This window comes from Streptomyces sp. NPDC034085, assembly GCF_055575555.1.
This window is the reverse complement of record NZ_JBVISL010000001.1, coordinates 154,380-171,444: the sequence shown is the minus strand read 5'-3', so window position 1 is coordinate 171,444 and position 17,065 is coordinate 154,380. Positions and strand designations below refer to the sequence as shown.

Below are 17,065 nucleotides of genomic sequence, written 5' to 3'. Positions count from 1 at the left end.
GCCGTGCGACGCAGAGCGAGCCTCGTGCTGCTTGCCCTGGCCGTGTTCTGCGCAGCCCTCGCACCGCTGCTGCGCTGGTACGCGTACCCCAGGCTCGCCAAGGTCCCGCCGGGCCAGTACCAGGAGATGGTCCTGGAGGCCCGGGACGCGACCCTCCTCGACTACGCCGGTGGCATGCAGCCCAAGAAGGTCGACAAGGTGACCATCGTCCAGACCCTCAAGGGCAACGTCGAGGCGTCGAGGGAGATCGAGGCCGACGCCGGCAAGGACGTCGTCGTCTGGGACACGCTCTCCTACATCATCGGGCCGGACGGCAAGATGGTCTCCCGGATCCCCGAGCGCTACATCTTCGACGCCCACACCCAGGACCCGGTGCACGCCACCGGCGAGATGGTCGACGGGGACCCGGTCAGGCGCGAGGGCATCGAGTTCAAGTGGCCCTTCTTCACCGAGCCGCGCGACTACCTCTACTTCGACGCGCAGACCCGCACCGCCTCGCCGATCCACTACGTCGGACCGCGCACCTACCGGGGCATGGACGTCTACTACTTCGAGCAGACCGTCCCCTGGACCAAGGTCCCCATGCCGAAGAAGATGCCGATCGAGGGCATCGACCCGGCCACCATCGAGCAGAGCACCGGCACCACCCTCTGGTACACGGTCACGGCCCGGTTCTGGGTCGACCCCGTGACCGGCGCCCCCGTCAATGCCGAGCAGGACATCCGCCAGGAGATGCGCGGCGGCATCGCGGCGGCGGCCCCGGAGGGGCGGCTCACCGCCTTCGCCGGGCACGTCACGATGCGCGAGGACTACGCGCGGCACACCCTCGCGCTGGTCTCCGCCAACCGTACGAAGGTCCTCGCACTGCACACGTACGCTCCGGCCGGCCTCGCGCTGGGCGGTACGGCGCTGCTCGCGGCCGCCCTCTGGCTGGAGGCCCGGGCGCGCCGGGCCCGCGACGGGGGCGTCAGCGCCTGAGCCGGGCGTTGGTGTGCCGGGTCGGCTCCGCGGTGGCCGGGTCCTCGGGCCACGGGTGCTTCGGGTAGCGGCCGCGCAGCTCCGCGCGGACGGCGCGGTAGCCGCCGCGCCAGAAGGAGGCGAGGTCGGCGGTGACGGCGGCGGGCCGGCCCGCCGGCGACAGCAGGTGGACCAGCACCGGCACCCCCGCCACGCGCGGGGTCTCGGCCAGCCCGAACAGCTCCTGGAGCTTCACCGCGAGCACCGGCTGCTCGGCCGTGTAGTCGACGCGGACGCGGGAACCGCTGGGGACCTCGATCCGTTCGGGGGCCAGCTCGTCGAGCCGGGCGCCCTCGCCGGTGGCCCAGGGCAGCAGCCGGTTCAGCGCCTGCCCGGCGTCGATCCGGCCCAGGTCGGCCCGGCGGCGGGCCCGCGACAGCTCGGGCTCCAGCCAGTCGTCGGCCCGCTCCAGCAGCGCCGCGTCGTCCGCCACGTCGGGCCAGGCGCCGCCGAGCGTACGGTGCAGGAAGCCCAGCCGGGCCCGGAGCGCCCGCGCGTCCGCGGACCAGCGCAGCAGGCCGAGCCCCTCGGCGCGCAGCCCGTCCAGCAGGGCGGCCCGTACGAGCGCCGGAGCGGGGTCGCGCAGGGGGCGCGCCACCAGCTCGATGGCCCCGAGCCGCTCGGCCGCGCGGGCCACCAGGTCCCCGTCCTCCCAGCGGACCTCCTCCCCGGAGGCCAGCAGGTGCGCGCCGGCGCTGCGGGCGGTGTCCCCGTCGAGGACGGCGGCCAGCCGGACCCGTGCCGACGCCGCGTGCGGGGCCCGGTCGGCGACGGCCACGGCCAGCCACTCGGCCTGCCGCAGCGAGGACCCTTCGGCCGGCTCGGCCGCCGTCCCGGAGGCCATGAGGAAGGCCCCCGAGCCCTTGGCCCGGGCCACCCGCTCGGGGAACGCGAGGGCCGCGACCAGCCCGGCGGCGGCGTCATCGGCCATGGCGGCGTCGGCCGCCGGGGTGCCGGGGGCGCGGCCGCCGGCCGTAAGGTCCCGCGCAGCGGCCCCGCCACCGGCGGAGCCCAGCGCGCGCTCCAGGCGGGACGCCTCCGCGCGCCAGCGCCCGGCGTACGGGTCGCCCCCGCGGCGCGCCCGGCGCCACGCGGCGGCCAGGTCGTCCCCGTACTCCCGCGGCGGCTCCTCGCTCAGCAGCGCCACCACCTCCGCGGCCCGCCGCGCGCCCAGCGCCCCGGCGCCGTCCAGCAGGGCCCGCGCCAGCCGCGGGTGCAGCCCCAGCCGGGCCATCCGCAGCCCGCGCGGGGTCGCCCGCCCGGCGCCGTCCACCGCGCCGACGGCCACCAGCACCTCCCGGGCGGCGGCCATCGCCCCGGCGGGCGGCGCGTCCAGCAGCGCCAGCCCGGCGGCGTCCGGGTCGCCCCAGCAGGCGGCCTGGAGCGCGAACTGCGCCAGGTCCGCGATCCGGATCTCGGGGGAGGGGAAGGCGGGCAGCCGCCCGTCCTCCGCCTCGGACCAGCAGCGGTACACCGCCCCCGGCGCCTCACGTCCCGCCCGGCCCGCCCGCTGTCGGCCGGCCGCGCGGGAGGCCCGTACGGTCGCCAGCGCGCCCAGGCCCCGGGCGTGGTCCACCCGGGGCTCGCGGGCCAGCCCGGAGTCCACGACCACGCGGACCCCCGGCACGGTCAGGCTCGACTCCGCGACGGCGGTGGACAGGATCACCCGGCGGTGCGCCGAGGCGGTCAGCGCCGCGTCCTGCACCGCCGCCGGAGCCCGGCCGTGGACCTGGAGCACCTCCGCGTCCACCCCGGCCAGCTGCCCCGCGACCCGGGCGATCTCGCCCACGCCGGGCAGGAAGCACAGCACGTCGCCGGAACGTTCCGCCAGGGCCCGGCGCACCACCGAGGCCACGTGCGCGAGCTGCGCCGGATCCACCCGCATCCCGTGCGGCGGCCGCACCGGCCGGGCCGGCGGCGCCCACACCGTCTCCACCGGGTGCGCCACCCCGGCGGCCTCCACCACCGGCGCGTCCCCCAGCAGCCGGGCCCAGCCGGCCGCGTCGGTCGTCGCCGAAGCCGCCACCAGGCGCAGCTCCGGGCGCAGGGTCTCCCGTACGTCCAGCAGGAAGGCGGCGACGGTGTCGGCGTCCAGGTGCCGCTCGTGGCACTCGTCCAGGACCACCACGTCGACGCCGGCCAGCTCCTGGTCGCGCTGGAGGCGCTGGAGCAGCACCCCGGTGGTCACCACCTCCACGACCGTGTCCCGGCCCACGGCCCGCTCGCCGCGCACGGTGAAGCCCACCGCCCCGCCGATGGCCCCGCCCAGCAGCCACGCCATCCGCCGCGCCGCCGCCCGGGCGGCGATCCGCCGCGGCTCGGCGACCACGACCCGGCGCCGCGGCCCGCCGCCCACCAGCCCGGCCAGCACCAGCGGCACCAGCGTGGTCTTGCCGGTGCCGGGCGGCGCGCAGAGCACCGCGGTGCCGTGGGCGTCCAGCGCGGAAACGAGCGGGGGCACCGCCTCCCGTACGGGAAGGGCGTCGAGGGAGGCCTGGCGGATCAAGGGATCAGTCCCTCTCGCACACGAAGATCGCGGTGCCGGGGATCAGGTTGCCGCGCAGCGGGGACCAGCCGCCCCACTCCTGGGCGTTCCAGGCGGGCCACTCCGGCTCGACCAGGTCCACCAGGCGGAACCCGCCCGCGACCACGTCCCGGACCCGGTCGCCGAGGGTGCGGTGGTGCTCCACGTACACCGCGCGGCCCTGCTCGTCCTGCTCGACGTACGGCGTCCGGTCGAAGTAGGAGGCGGAGACCGAGAGCCCCTCGGGGCCCGGCTCGTCGGGGAACGCCCAGCGGAGCGGATGGGTGACGGAGAAGACCCAGCGGCCGCCGGGCCGCAGGACGCGGTGCACCTCCCGCATCACGTTCACCGGGTCGGCGACGAAGGGGACGGCCCCGTACGCGGAGCAGGCGAGGTCGAAGGAGCCGTCGCGGAAGGGCAGCCTCCCCGCGTCGGCCTCCACGAGCGGGACGTCGCCGCCGATACGCAGGGCGTGCTGGAGCTGGCGGTGGGAGAGGTCCAGGGCGACCGGGCGGGCGCCCCGGGCGGCGAGCCAGCGCGAGCACTGCGCGGCGCCGGCGCCGATCTCCAGGACGTCCTTGCCCTTGAGGGAGGCGGCCGGGCCCAGCAGCGCGGCGTCCGCCTCGTCGAGGCCCTCGGGCCCCCAGACGAAGCGGTCGTCGCCCAGGAACGCGCCGTGCTCGCTCTGGTACTCGTCGGCGTTGCGGTCCCACCAGCCGCGGCTCGCGCGGCTGCTCTCCGCCTCGCCCGCGTCACGCCGCGTGGCCTCGGCGTCCTCCTCGGCGGCGCCGGCCGTCCCGGGCGCGTCTTCGGGGGCGTAGTCCTCTTGGTTCATGGGGCCCGTCGTCGTAGTCTGCGTATGGCTGGAAGATGCGGCTGGTGGGAAGTTTGCGGATCGCTCATCGCCGCGTCCCCGCCCACGAATTGCGCCGGTTATGCGGTGATCTGCCCGCGGTGTGCGCCTTCGCGCATTGACCCTGTCCGGCTGCCCCCGTATGCTACAAGTTGCGCTGCGAGCCTGTGCTCCTCAGACCTAGCAGGCTGCGCTTGCTTCTGTTGATGTCCCCTCGGTTTTCGAGGCCCTACCGCTCCAGCGGATTCGGGGCTTCCTTGGCTGTCCGGCTTCGGCAGATGCCGATAAGGGCTCCCGGCGTAGCAGTACCTACGACTTTCTGTCCGTAACCGGAGCCCTTTCCCACATGACGAGCAGCACCGAGACCACCGCCACCACCCCTCCGCAGGTAGCGGTCAACGACATCGGCGACGCGGACGCGTTCCTCGCGGCGATCGACGAGACGATCAAGTACTTCAACGACGGCGACATCGTCGACGGCGTCATCGTCAAGGTGGACCGGGACGAGGTTCTCCTCGACATCGGTTACAAGACGGAAGGCGTGATCCCGAGCCGCGAGCTCTCGATCAAGCACGACGTCGACCCGAACGAGGTCGTCAAGGTCGGCGACGAGATCGAGGCCCTGGTTCTCCAGAAGGAGGACAAGGAAGGCCGCCTGATCCTGTCCAAGAAGCGCGCTCAGTACGAGCGTGCCTGGGGCACGATCGAGAAGATCAAGGAAGAAGACGGCATCGTCACCGGTACCGTCATCGAGGTCGTCAAGGGTGGTCTCATCCTCGACATCGGCCTCCGCGGCTTCCTGCCGGCCTCCCTCGTCGAGATGCGCCGCGTCCGCGACCTCCAGCCCTACGTGGGCAAGGAGCTCGAGGCGAAGATCATCGAGCTGGACAAGAACCGCAACAACGTGGTCCTGTCCCGCCGCGCCTGGCTCGAGCAGACCCAGTCCGAGGTTCGCCAGACGTTCCTCACCACCCTGCAGAAGGGTCAGGTCCGCTCCGGCGTCGTCTCCTCGATCGTCAACTTCGGTGCCTTCGTGGACCTGGGCGGCGTCGACGGTCTCGTGCACGTCTCCGAGCTGTCCTGGAAGCACATCGACCACCCGTCCGAGGTCGTCGAGGTCGGTCAGGAAGTCACCGTCGAGGTCCTCGACGTGGACATGGACCGCGAGCGCGTCTCCCTGTCGCTGAAGGCGACGCAGGAGGACCCGTGGCAGCAGTTCGCCCGGACCCACCAGATCGGCCAGGTCGTCCCGGGTAAGGTCACCAAGCTGGTTCCGTTCGGTGCGTTCGTCCGCGTGGACGAGGGCATCGAGGGTCTGGTCCACATCTCCGAGCTGGCCGAGCGCCACGTGGAGATCCCGGAGCAGGTCGTCCAGGTCAACGACGAGATCTTCGTCAAGGTCATCGACATCGACCTCGAGCGTCGCCGGATCTCGCTGTCCCTGAAGCAGGCCAACGAGTCCTTCGGTGCCGACCCGGCGTCGGTCGAGTTCGACCCGACCCTGTACGGCATGGCCGCGTCCTACGACGACCAGGGCAACTACATCTACCCCGAGGGCTTCGACCCCGAGACCAACGACTGGCTCGAGGGCTACGAGACCCAGCGCGAGACGTGGGAGCGCCAGTACGCCGAGGCGCAGGTCCGCTTCGAGCAGCACCAGGCGCAGGTCATCAAGAGCCGCGAGGCCGACGAGGCCGCTGCCGCCGAGGGCGCTGCCGCCCCGGCCGCCGGTGGCAACGCCGGTGCGGGCGTCTCGGGTGGCGGTTCGTACTCCTCCGAGGGTGCGGACGAGACCTCCGGCGCCCTGGCGTCGGACGAGGCCCTGGCCGCGCTCCGCGAGAAGCTGGCCGGCGGCCAGAGCTGATCGCAGCGCATCGCACTCCGGTGTGAGCTGAGCTGAGCAGAACGACGAGGCCCGTCCCCTTCGGGGGGCGGGCCTCGCCGCGTTGCGTTTCCGTGAATGCGGCCAACCGGGGAATGGGGGCGCGACCTTGGACGTTCTGTGCAGAGAACACGGCGCGAGGGAGGAGTGGTGACGGTGCTTGATCCACAGGGTCTGTACGAATGGGATGCCAAGGGTCTGGCGGTGGCAGACCTGGCGCTCGCCCAGGACTCGGCCGGACTGGTCATGCTCTACCACTTCGAGGGGTACATCGACGCGGGCGAGACCGGCGAGCAGATCGTCGAACGGCTCCTGGACACCCTGCCCCACCAGGTGGTGGCCCGCTTCGACGCGGACCGGCTGGTGGACTACCGGGCGCGCCGCCCCCTGCTGACCTTCCAGCGCGACCACTGGACCGAGTTCGAGGAGCCCCGCCTGGAGGTGCGCCTCGTCCAGGACGCCACCGGCGCGCCCTTCCTGCTGCTCTCCGGCCCCGAGCCGGACGTGGAGTGGGAGCGCTTCGCCGTGGCCGTCCGGCAGATCGTGGAGCGGCTCGGGGTCCGGCTCTCGGTCAACTTCCACGGCATCCCGATGGGCGTGCCGCACACCCGGCCCGTCGGCATCACCCCGCACGGCAACCGCACCGACCTGATGCCCGGCCACCGCAGCCCCTTCGACGAGGCCCAGGTGCCGGGCAGCGCGGAGTCGCTGGTCGAGTTCCGCCTCGCCCAGGCCGGGCACGACGTCCTCGGCGTCGCCGCACACGTACCGCACTACGTCGCCCGCTCCCCGTACCCCGACGCGGCCCTGACCGTGCTGGAGGCGATCACGGCCGCCACCGGGCTCGTCCTGCCGGCCGTCGCGCACGCGCTGCGCACCGAGGCGCACCGGACCCAGACGGAGATCGACCGGCAGATCCGCGAGGGCGACGAGGAACTCGTCAGCCTGGTCCAGGGACTGGAGCACCAGTACGACGCCGCGGCCGGGGCCGAGACCCGGGGCAACATGATCGCCGAAGCGGCCGAGATCCCCTCCGCGGACGAGATCGGCCGGGAGTTCGAGCGGTTCCTGGCGGAGCGCGAGGGCGAGGCGTAGCACGATGCCCGACGCCGGCCGCTGTTCCCCGGCGGCGCGGCACCGCCTAGGGTGCTGACCATGCTGAAAGTGGGCCTGACGGGCGGAATCGGAGCCGGCAAGAGCGAGGTCTCGCGGCTGCTGGCGCAGTACGGGGCGGTCGTCGTGGACGCCGACCGGATCGCGCGGGAGGTCGTGGAGCCGGGCACGCCCGGGCTCGCGGCCGTGGTGGAGGCCTTCGGGGAGTCCGTGCTCACGGCCGACGGCCGCCTGGACCGCCCCGGTCTGGGTGCCGTCGTCTTCGCCGACCCGGCGAAGCTCCGGATCCTGAACGCCATCGTGCACCCGCTCGTGGGGGCCCGGTCCGCCGAGCTGGAGCGGGCGGCGGGGCCCGACGCGATCGTGGTGCACGACGTACCCCTCCTGGCGGAGAACGGGCTCGCGCCGCTGTACGACCTGGTCATGGTCGTGGACGCGGCCCCCGGCACCCAGCTGGCCCGGCTGACCGCGCTGCGCGGGATGGCCGAGGAGGAGGCGCGGGCCCGGATGGCCGCCCAGGCCACGCGGGAGCAGCGGCTGGCGGTGGCCACCCTCGTGATCGACAACGACGGGCCGCTGGAGGCGCTGGAACCGCAGGTGCGCAAGGTGTGGGAAGAGCTCACCGCGCGGGCCGCGCGGAGCGCCGCCGAGGGCGCCGGGCCCGCGGAATAGGGGGAGCGGCGGGGTGCGTTGAACGCGCCCGTAGAGGGAAGGAAAGACACCGTGTCCGATACCACGCCCCCGCCGCCGTCCACCGGACCCGGATCCGGACCCGGGGAATCGTCCGGAGCCGGATCATCCGGTTCTGTGAGTCCCGAAACGCACGTCATCGACTACCGGGCCGCCGAGCAGCTGCTGGCCGCCCGGGACCCGCGCGGCGCGGTCCGGTTGCTCGACTCCGTCATAGCCGCCCACCCCGAGAACACCGCGGCCCGCCTCCTGCGCGCCCGCGCCTTTTTCGCGGCGGCCCAGCTGCGGCCCGCACAGCTGGAGTTCGAGCTGGTGCTGGAGCGGGAGCCGGACAACGCCTTCGCCCACTTCGCGCTCGCCCGCACCCACGAGCGGTCGGGGCGCCCGGAACAGGCCCGGCGCCACTTCCGGCTCGCCGCTGCCCTCGATCCGCAGCCCGAGTACCTGGAGGCGGCCCGCTTCGAGCGCTGAGCCGGCGCCCGAAGGGGGCGCCGGCGGTTCAGCGGCTGCGCGGGGGTTCGTACGGGGGGATGTCCGGGCCCGGCTGGTAGTGGGGGCCCTGGTGCATGTGCCGGACGACGACGGCCAGGTCGACGGCCGCCACCAGCGCGAGCGCCGCGCAGGCGGCCGCCCACCCGGGACGGGCGGCCAGCGAGAACGCGGCCGCCCCGCCGGCGGCCCAGACCAGCCCCCACAGGCTCAGCCAGAACCGCAGCCGCAGCGGACTGCGGGCGGTCACCGGCTCGTTTCCGGTACGCATGGCCATCACCTCGCCCTGGGTGGAAGCCTTGCTTCCATGGTCCCACGCGGGTGGGGCGGGTCAGGGGTTGAGCTTGTTCACCGCCGTCGTGGTCGTCTTCCTGAAGGCGGGCACGGGCGCGTCGGGCAGGTTGCCCATCTGTCCCCACTTCACGACGGTCACGGTGGAGCCGTCGCGCCCGATCCCGTACAGGTGTACGCCCGGCTCCGAGTCCGGGACGGAGGCGCCGACCCCGTAGACGTGGGCGCCCTCCTCGACGGCCAGCCCGCCGTAGTCCTGCCAGGAGGCCGTCCCGCCCGGGTTCGCGCGCAGCCAGTCGGCGGCGCAGGCGGCGACCTTGCGCTCCAGAGCGGCCGCGAGCCTGGCCGCGGCGGCGTCCGAGGCGGCCCGTACGGAGATCTGCACGGCGCCCGTGTCCAACTCCGTACCGAAGGTCCGGTGCCAGCTGCCGCCCACCGGGAGGACCCCGTCCAGGCAGAAGGGCGCGTTCTCGGGCAGCCCCCTGGTGACCTTGCCCGGGTACCAGGGGGAGGAGGGGTGCGGCGGCAGGTCGGCGCCGGCCAGGAACCCGGGTGCGGTGGCCGCCGTGGCGGTGGCCGGGGCGGTGAGGACGAGGGCTGCGGCCGCCGCGAGGACGGCGGTGGCGAGGGCCGGGGCGCTGGAACGTCGGAACACGGAGTCTCCCCCTGCGGGATGCGGTCGGGACGGTTCGGGACGCGGCCGGGGTACGACCGCCCGGAGAGCCTTCCCCGGCACGGGCCGCCGCCTGCGGTTCGGGACGGAACCGTGACACGGGGCATCCCCCGGCCGGGCCGGCGCCCACGGAGGGGGCCCGTATGCGCAGGTCAGCGGGGGTTGTCAGTGGGCGCGCCTAGACTCGGCTGGAGTGGATCCGCCATGACCGGGCGGAGCCGAGCAGCAGGGAGGGGGACCCGTGACCGCGCAGCCGCCGCCGCAGCCGTCGTCGCCGCGCCATGCCGCGGTGTTCCTCCCCGCCGCCGTACCCCGGGAGGGGCGGGTGGCCTTCTGGTGCCCCGAGGGCGGCCCGCTGCCCGAGACGGGGACCCCGTACCCGCTCAAGGTGGTCCGGCCGCACGGCGACGGCGTCCGCACCCGTGAGGTGCCCGCGGTGGCGCTGTCCGTGGCCGCCGCCCTGCCCGTGCTGGTGCGGGCGGCCCGCAGCCCCGCCGCCCACCCCGCGGCCCGCGCCTGGGGCACCGCCGCCACGCAGGCGCTCTCCCTCGCCGCCCGGGGCCGTCTGCTGCCCGGGCTCACCGCCGACGGTGTCGACGCCTGGCGCGCCGGGCCGCTGGACGCCGAGGACGTGGGGTACCTGCGCGCCGTCGCCGCCGCCCTGCCGTACGAGGCGTACGCCACCCCGCTCGCCGGCCGCCGCCCGCTCGCGCTGCCCGAACCGGAGGCCCTGGTGCGGGCCTTCCTCGACGCCGTCGCCGACGTGCTGCCCCGGACGCCCGCCGCGCCGTACGCCGCCGGCCGGCCCTTCGCCGCGCTGGAGCCGCAGCGGGTGCCCGGCATACAGGAGTGGGCCGCTCAGGTCGCGGCCGGCGCCGATGCGGGGGTGGGGATCTCGCTGCGGCTCGACCTGTCCTCCTTCCGCCTGTTCGACGAGGCCGAGCCCGAGGAGGTCCGCCGCGCCGGAGCCGCCGTGGTCCAGGTCCACAGCCTCGCCGACCCCACCCTGGTCACCGACGCGGCGCAGCTGTGGGCCGGGGCGGCGGCCGCCGGATTCGGCCCGCGCGCCCGGATCGACGCCGTGCTCGCGCTGCGCCGGGCCGCCCGGGTCTGGCCCCCGCTGCTGCGCCTGCTCGACCAGCCGGTGCCGGACGCCCTGGCGCTGTCCGACCCGGAGCTGGAAGACCTGCTGGGCATCGCCGCGACGCGGCTGGCGGCGGCCGGGGTGGTGGTGCACTGGCCGCGCGAGCTGGCCCGTACGCTCACCGCGACCGCCGTCGTACGGCCGGCCGCGCCCGGCTCCGCCACCGACGGCACCGCCTTCTTCGACGCGGCCGCCCTCTTCTCCTTCTCCTGGGAACTGGCCCTGGGCGGAGACCGGCTCACCCCGGGCGAGATGGACGCCCTCGCGCAGGCCCACCGGCCCGTCGTGCGGCTGCGGGACCAGTGGGTGCGGGTCGACCCCGCGCTGGTGCGCAAGGCGCGCAAGCGGGAGCTGGGACTCCTGGACCCGGTGGACGCGCTCGCCACCGTACTGACCGGCACGGCCGAGGTCGCGGGAGAGACGGTACCGGCGGTCCCCGTGGGGGCGCTGGCCGCGCTGCGGGACCGCCTGACCGGGGACCTGGCCCCGGTGCCGGCGCCCGCCGGCCTGAAGGCGACCCTGCGGGACTACCAGCTGCGGGGGCTGGCCTGGCTGGACCTGATGACCTCGTTGGGGCTGGGCGGCTGCCTCGCCGACGACATGGGACTGGGCAAGACGGTCACCCTGATCGCCCTGCACCTGCACCGGGACCGGCCCGAGCCCACCCTCGTCGTCTGCCCGGCGTCCCTGCTGGGCAACTGGCAGCGCGAGATCGAGAAGTTCGCCCCCGGCACCCCCGTACGCCGCTTCCACGGCGCGGGCCGCAGCCTGGACGGCCTGACCGGCGGCTTCGTCCTCACCACGTACGGGACGATGCGGGCCGCGGCCGCCCGGCTGGCCGAGCAGGGCTGGGGCATGGTCGTCGCGGACGAGGCCCAGCACGTGAAGAACCCGCACTCGGCGACGGCGAAGGCGCTGCGCACCATCCCGGCCCCGGCCCGCGTGGCCCTCACCGGAACCCCCGTCGAGAACAACCTCTCCGAACTGTGGGCGCTGCTCGACTGGACGACCCCGGGGCTGCTGGGCCCGCTCACCGCCTTCCGGGCCCGCCACGCCCGCCCGGTGGAGCACCAGCAGGAGGAGGACGGCGGGAACGAGGCGGCGGTGGCCCGGCTGGCCGCCCTGGTCCGGCCGTTCCTGCTGCGCCGCAAGAAGTCCGACCCCGGCATCGCCCCCGAGCTGCCCCCGAAGACGGAGACCGACCATCCGGTGTCCCTGACCCGCGAGCAGGTCTCCCTCTACCAGGCCGCGGTGGACGAGGCGATGGCCGTGATCGAGGCGAGCGAGGGCATCGAGCGCCGCGGCATGATCATGAAGCTGCTGGCCTCGCTCAAGCAGATCTGCAACCACCCCGCGCAGTACCTGAAGGAACCCGTCCCGCAGGAGCACGGCCGGAGCGGGCACGGCCCGCGGGGGGCCGAGCCGCGCATCGCGCACCGCTCGGGCAAACTCGCCCTGCTGGACGAGCTGCTGGACACGATCCTCGCGGAAGACGGCTCGGTCCTGGTCTTCACCCAGTACGTGACCATGGCCCGGATCCTGGAACAGCACCTCACCGCCCGCGGCATCCCCTGCCAGCTCCTGCACGGAGGCACCCCCGTGCCCCGCCGCGAGGAACTCGTCGACCGCTTCCAGTCCGGTGAGGTGCCCGTCTTCCTGCTGTCCCTCAAGGCCGCCGGCACCGGCCTCAACCTCACCCGCGCCGGCCACGTCGTGCACTACGACCGCTGGTGGAACCCCGCCGTCGAGGAGCAGGCCACCGACCGCGCCTACCGCATCGGCCAGACCCAGCCCGTCCAGGTGCACCGCATCATCGCCGAAGGCACCGTCGAGGACCGCATCGCCGAACTGCTGGAGGCCAAGCGGGCCCTGGCCGACGCGGTCCTCGGCTCCGGCGAGTCGGCGCTGACCGAGCTGACCGACCGCGAGCTGGCCGATCTCGTCTCCCTGCGGAGGCCGGCGTGATCACCGCGCGGGACGACCGCCGCCGCACCTTCGAGACCGTGCCCCCGGGGGTGGAGGCCGCGACGTGGTGGGGCCGGGCCTGGGTGGCCGCACTGGAGGCGCGCGCGCAGGACGCGGCCCGCCTCCAGCGCGGGCACGCGTACGCCGCCGAGGGCCATGTCGAGGCGGTCACGGTCACCCCGGGCCGGATCGTGGCCTACGTCCGCGGCAGCCGGGCCCGCCCCTACCGCACGGAACTGTCCCTGGCCGCCTTCGCCGACGCCGAGTGGTCCGCACTGCTGGAGACGGTGGCCGCCGACCCCTCGGCCCTCGCAGCCCTGCTGGAGCGGGAGGTTCCGCAGTCCCTCGCGCAGACCGTGCTGCCCGGCGCGGGCGAGCTCGTCCCGCGCTGCTCCTGCCCGGACACCAGCCGCCCGCCCTGCAAGCACGCCGCGGCCCTCTGCTACCGGGCCGCCCGGCTCCTCGACGCCGACCCGTTCGTCCTGCTGCTCCTGCGCGGCCGCGGCGAGCGCGAGCTCCTCGACGACCTGGCCCGGCGCAACGCCGCCCACGCGGCGCGCGAACAGCCCGACGCCGCGCCGGACTTCCCCGGCACCCCGGCCCGGGCGGCGTTCGCCCGCACGGGCCCGCCGCCGCTGCCGGCACCGCTCACCGCACCCGCCGCCGCCGGCCTGCCCCCCGCCTACCCCGCCGATCCGGCCGCGCCAGACCCGCTGGCCCTGGACCAGCTCGCCACCGACGCGGCCGCCCGCGCCCTGGCCCTGCTCGCGACCGGCGAGGACCCCCTCGCCGGGCTCACCCTCTGGCAGGACGCCGTCCGGCTGGCCTCCGCGCACCCCACCTCGGGCCTCACCGGCTCCGCCCGCACCCTCTACCGCGACCTGGCCCGGGCCACCGGCCGCAGCACCACGGACCTGGCCCGCGCCGCCGCGGCCTGGCGCCAGGGCGGCCTGCCCGCGCTCGTCGTCCTCGACGAGCCCTGGGACCCCCCGGCCGGCCCCTTCGACCGGGCCCGCCCCGCCCTGCTCGCCGCCGGCCAGGGCTCCTTCCGCCCCGAGCACAACCGCCTCACCGCCCGAACCCGCCAGCTGCGCCTGAGCCGCGAGGGCCTCTGGTACGCCTACGAGTCCCGCCCGGACGCCGCCGACTGGTGGCCCACCGGCACACCGTCCCCCGACCCGGTCACCGCCCTGCTGCGCTGATCCCGCCCGCCCAGGCGGCCAGGGTGGCGAAGTCCCGCTCGCGCAGTCCGTGGCGGGGGTGGATGCGCAGCAGGAGGCTCGGAGCCGGGTGGTGCGCGGCGACCCAGGCCCGGTCCTGTGCGGTGATCATGTCGTCGACCCAGGCGAACGGCCGGCCGGCCGCCCAGGCGAGGATCGGGCGGGTCTTCCAGAAGAGGCCGTCCGGGTCCCGGGCGAAGAGCTCCGGCCACTCCACCACCGGGAGATCGGCGGGGAGCCCGATGTGCGGGGCGATCAGGGTGTTGGCCTCGTGCGTCCAGGCCGTGGCCCAGGCGAGGTCGTAGGGCAGGGCCCGCAGCCGGGCGCCGTGGGCGGGATGCAGGCGCACCCGGACGCCGCGCCTCGCCCGGCGGGACCGCGGGTCGCGGTACGAGAGCCAGACCTCCGGCCGCATCCGGTGGCTCGTATAGCCGCGCAGACCGGCGAGGCGGGACCGGAAGGGGTTGAGCGGGCCGTCCACGTCGAGCAGGAGGAGCGGTCGTTCCGTCATGACGTAGGCAGTACCCAGTACACGATGGAGTGAAATGCCTATCGGCTCTATAACCCGAATGGGTTTACCGCGTTGTCTCCGGTGCGGGCGCGATGCCCTTGAACCCTCCGGAAGGCAGGAAAACTGATGCGTCACAGTCGTCGGAACGGCTTGATCGCGGCGATGGTCGCCGGTGGCGGACTGGCGGTCGCGGGGGTGGGCGGCCTCGCGCACGCCGACGCCGACGCGGCCGGGCAGGCCGAGCGCTCCCCGGGGCTGCTCTCCGGGAACCTGGTGCAGCTGCCCGTGCACACCCCGGTGAACGTGTGCGGGAACACCGTGAACGTGGTCGGCCTCCTCAACCCCGCCGCCGGCAACCGCTGTACGAACGCCGCGCCTGAGGCGGGGAAGCCGGACCCGCGGCCCTCCCATCCGTCGAAACCGGGGCCCGGCCACGGGGGAGGGGCGACAGCCGGGGGAAGCGCGCAGGGCTCCCCCGGCCTGCTGTCCGGCAACGGGATCCAGCTTCCCGTCGATCTCCCGCTGAACGTCAGCGGGAACTCGGTCAACGTCGTCGGCGTCGGCAACGGCACCCACGGGAACACCTCCGTGAACGGCGAGACCCCGACCGGCGGGAAGCCGGCCCAGCCGCCCGCCGTCCAGCCGCCCGTCGCCCCGCGGCCCGCGACCCCTCCGGCCCCGCCCGCCTCCTCCCACCACGGGCAGGGCCCGGCGGCCCTGGCCCACACGGGTTCCGACGGCCTCGGCTACCTGGTGCCCGGCGGCGGTGCCCTGCTGCTCGGCGGAGCGCTCCTCTACCGCCGCTTCCGCCTCAACTGAGGGGCCCCGCGCGCCAGCCGTCCAGGATCGCGTCGATCCGCGCCGCCAGCCGGGCCCGCGCCGCGAACCGGGGCACCCCCGCCATCAGCAGCGCGTCGTACTCGGTGTCGGTGTGCCGCACCGCGGCCCGTACCGCCACCGACACCGCCTGCGCGTCGAGCGCCCGGCCGGCGGCGGTACGCCCGACCCGGCCGCTGCCGCGCACCGAGGCGTGGGCGGCGATCGCCTGGGCGCGGTCGGCCGGGCATCCGGGGAACAGCCGCCGTATCTCCGCGGCGAACGCCGCCGTGAACCGGACGTCCTCGGCCGCGCGGCGCAGCCGGTCCCGCTCCCGGCGGCGGGCCCGGGCATCGGCGTCGGCGAGGCAGGCGCGCTCGGCGCGGACCAGCGCGGCGTCCTCCACCAGCAGCCCCTGGCGCTCGTAGCGGCGGCGGCCGCGGTGCCGGCGCACCACGACGGCGTGCAGCGAACTGGCCTCGCGCGCCCGGCGCGTGAGCGCCGCGTCGCCGCGCGGCAGGTAGACGAGATGGCCGAGGTCGGCGCAGTCCAGGCAGCGGGGCACCCCGGACTCGCGGACGAGGTGCCGCAGCGGCCCCCGCCGGCACGCGGCGCAGTGGATCGGCTTCTGTACCTCGAAGACGACGAGACTCATGTGGTGGGGATACCGCCCGCCGAGCTCCTTATCACCTCGCGGGGCAAGGTCGTTGGACTTTCGTAAAATCCGACTGAATGTCATGAGGTCCGTCTACCGTGAGCCCCTGGCGAGGAGGAGCACATGGGGGGACGACAGGCGACGGCACGCCGCACGAGAGCGGCGGTGCCCTCGGGCCTCACCGGCCGGGAGGTCGTCATAGCACCTGGTGAGTGCACGGGATGGCACTACCACCACGTGCCGCTCATGGCGGTGGTCAAGTCCGGGACCCTGACCAGGTTCCTGCCCGACGGCACCGTCGAGGTGCATCCGGCGGGGGCCACCTTCGTCGAGCCGGCGGGTGTCCGGAACACGCACGCCGGCCGCAACCTCGGCTCCCGGCCCGTCGTCCTCCAGGTGACCTGCGCGCTCGCCGACGACGACCCGTGGTCGGTCCCCGCGCCGGCCCCGCCGGGCGCCGCGCCCTGCCTCTGCCCGGCGGCCGGCGCCCACGGCTGACAATGGTCCGGTGAAGCTCGAAGCGATCACCTGGCAGCGGATGGCCGAGCGGCTCGCCGGCCGCCTCGACGGCTCCCCGGCCCCCGCCGGGCAGGCGACCTGGCAGCGCGTCGGCATCGACGGGGCGCCCGCCGCCGGCACCGGCATCCTCGCGGAGGAACTCGCCGGCGCGCTGCGCCTGCGCGGCCGGTCGGTGCTCGTGGTACCGGTCGGCGGCTTCCTGCGGCCGGCCTCGCTCCGCTACGAGTTCGGGCGCGAGGACGTGGACGCGTACCTCGGCGGCTGGTACGACACCGGAGCCCTGTGGCGGGAGGTGTTCGGCCCGACGGATCCCGGCGGCAGCGGGCGGGTCCTGCCCGACCTGTGGGACCCGGTGACCGACCGGGCCACCCGCAGCCCCTACGCCGAACTCCCGCCGGGCGGTGTGCTGATCGTGCACGGGCCGCTGCTGCTGGGGCACTGGTTCCCCTTCGACCTCAGCGTGCACATCAGCCTCTCCGCCGGTGCGCTGTCCCGCCGGACGGAGGAGTCCGAGCGGTGGACGCTGCCCGCGTTCGCCCGCTACGCGCGGGAGACGGACCCGGAGTCGGCCGCCGACGTGCTGGTCCGCGCCGACGACCCGCGGCACCCGGCGTGGACGGGACTCCGGGACCCGTAGGGGGTGTCCGCACAGTCCCGCCTGCCCTGCGACGCCTGGCACCGCACCTCGCCGCGTTGTCGGGCC

Annotated in this window: 16 protein-coding genes; 10 read left to right on the top strand and 6 right to left on the bottom strand. The window is 75.2% G+C overall.

Annotation, left to right across the window (positions count from 1 at the left end; translation table 11 throughout):
- Positions 1–3: 3 nt before the first annotated feature.
- Complete coding sequence (gene pgfA / locus ACZ501_RS00815) at positions 4–978, top strand: cell envelope lipid trafficking protein PgfA (protein WP_362464125.1); 975 nt, start codon at positions 4–6, stop codon at positions 976–978.
- Here the strand turns inward: pgfA and hrpB are convergent.
- Positions 968–3,523: an ATP-dependent helicase HrpB gene (hrpB, locus tag ACZ501_RS00810; RefSeq protein WP_468791495.1), complete on the bottom strand. Its 2,556-nt coding sequence runs from the start codon at positions 3,521–3,523 to the stop codon at positions 968–970. The two genes, pgfA and hrpB, sit on opposite strands and share 11 nt — an antisense overlap.
- 4 nt (positions 3,524–3,527) lie before the next feature.
- A complete protein-coding gene (locus ACZ501_RS00805) occupies positions 3,528–4,376 on the bottom strand; it encodes a class I SAM-dependent methyltransferase (RefSeq protein ID WP_361603132.1) in 849 nt (282 codons plus the stop codon).
- 364 nt (positions 4,377–4,740) lie between these two features.
- On the opposite strand from ACZ501_RS00805, the gene rpsA reads away from it, so the two are divergent.
- The 4 genes from rpsA (at position 4,741) to ACZ501_RS00785 (ending at position 8,550) form a co-directional block, all read left to right on the top strand.
- Positions 4,741–6,258 (top strand): 30S ribosomal protein S1, encoded by a 1,518-nt coding sequence (rpsA, locus tag ACZ501_RS00800; protein ID WP_361603129.1) that lies wholly within the window; start codon positions 4,741–4,743, stop codon positions 6,256–6,258.
- 174 nt (positions 6,259–6,432) lie between these two features.
- Positions 6,433–7,371 carry a PAC2 family protein gene (locus ACZ501_RS00795; RefSeq protein WP_362463729.1) on the top strand — a complete coding sequence of 313 codons (939 nt, stop codon included), beginning with the start codon at positions 6,433–6,435 and terminating at the stop codon, positions 7,369–7,371.
- A 60-nt stretch (positions 7,372–7,431) separates the two neighbouring features.
- On the top strand, positions 7,432–8,061 hold the full coding sequence (coaE, locus tag ACZ501_RS00790; protein ID WP_468791492.1) for a dephospho-CoA kinase: 630 nt from the start codon (positions 7,432–7,434) through the stop codon (positions 8,059–8,061).
- Between the two features lie 135 nt (positions 8,062–8,196).
- A complete protein-coding gene (locus tag ACZ501_RS00785) occupies positions 8,197–8,550 on the top strand; it encodes a tetratricopeptide repeat protein (protein ID WP_361603121.1) in 354 nt (117 codons plus the stop codon).
- A gap of 28 nt (positions 8,551–8,578) precedes the next feature.
- Here ACZ501_RS00785 and ACZ501_RS00780 read toward each other — a convergent pair whose 3' ends face one another.
- A complete protein-coding gene (locus ACZ501_RS00780; RefSeq protein WP_361603118.1) occupies positions 8,579–8,839 on the bottom strand; it encodes a DUF6343 family protein in 261 nt (86 codons plus the stop codon).
- Between the two features lie 60 nt (positions 8,840–8,899).
- Positions 8,900–9,514 (bottom strand): hypothetical protein, encoded by a 615-nt coding sequence (locus ACZ501_RS00775; RefSeq protein ID WP_468791490.1) that lies wholly within the window; start codon positions 9,512–9,514, stop codon positions 8,900–8,902.
- Positions 9,515–9,773: 259 nt separating this feature from the next.
- On the opposite strand from ACZ501_RS00775, the gene ACZ501_RS00770 reads away from it, so the two are divergent.
- On the top strand, positions 9,774–12,641 hold the full coding sequence (locus tag ACZ501_RS00770) for a DEAD/DEAH box helicase (protein WP_468791487.1): 2,868 nt from the start codon (positions 9,774–9,776) through the stop codon (positions 12,639–12,641).
- Entirely contained in the window at positions 12,638–13,843 is a 1,206-nt protein-coding gene (locus tag ACZ501_RS00765; protein ID WP_468791484.1) for an SWIM zinc finger family protein, read from the top strand. The genes ACZ501_RS00770 and ACZ501_RS00765 overlap by 4 nt, the downstream gene beginning before the upstream one ends.
- Here ACZ501_RS00765 and ACZ501_RS00760 read toward each other — a convergent pair.
- The gene (locus ACZ501_RS00760; protein WP_361603106.1) at positions 13,824–14,372 is read right to left on the bottom strand and encodes a hypothetical protein; all 549 of its coding nucleotides are present in this window, start codon (positions 14,370–14,372) and stop codon (positions 13,824–13,826) included. The genes ACZ501_RS00765 and ACZ501_RS00760 overlap by 20 nt on opposite strands.
- Positions 14,373–14,498: 126 nt before the next feature.
- Between ACZ501_RS00760 and ACZ501_RS00755 the strand changes: the two genes are divergently transcribed.
- Positions 14,499–15,191 (top strand): chaplin, encoded by a 693-nt coding sequence (locus tag ACZ501_RS00755; protein WP_468791481.1) that lies wholly within the window; start codon positions 14,499–14,501, stop codon positions 15,189–15,191.
- On the opposite strand, the gene ACZ501_RS00750 is transcribed toward ACZ501_RS00755, so the two are convergent.
- Entirely contained in the window at positions 15,184–15,843 is a 660-nt protein-coding gene (locus ACZ501_RS00750) for a DUF2293 domain-containing protein (protein ID WP_361603100.1), read from the bottom strand. The genes ACZ501_RS00755 and ACZ501_RS00750 overlap by 8 nt on opposite strands.
- Positions 15,844–15,966: 123 nt before the next feature.
- Between ACZ501_RS00750 and ACZ501_RS00745 the strand changes: the two genes are divergently transcribed.
- Positions 15,967–16,341 (top strand): cupin domain-containing protein, encoded by a 375-nt coding sequence (locus ACZ501_RS00745; protein WP_361603097.1) that lies wholly within the window; start codon positions 15,967–15,969, stop codon positions 16,339–16,341.
- Positions 16,342–16,351: 10 nt separating this feature from the next.
- Positions 16,352–16,999 (top strand): nucleoside/nucleotide kinase family protein, encoded by a 648-nt coding sequence (locus ACZ501_RS00740; protein ID WP_468791478.1) that lies wholly within the window; start codon positions 16,352–16,354, stop codon positions 16,997–16,999.
- Positions 17,000–17,065: the final 66 nt, after the last annotated feature.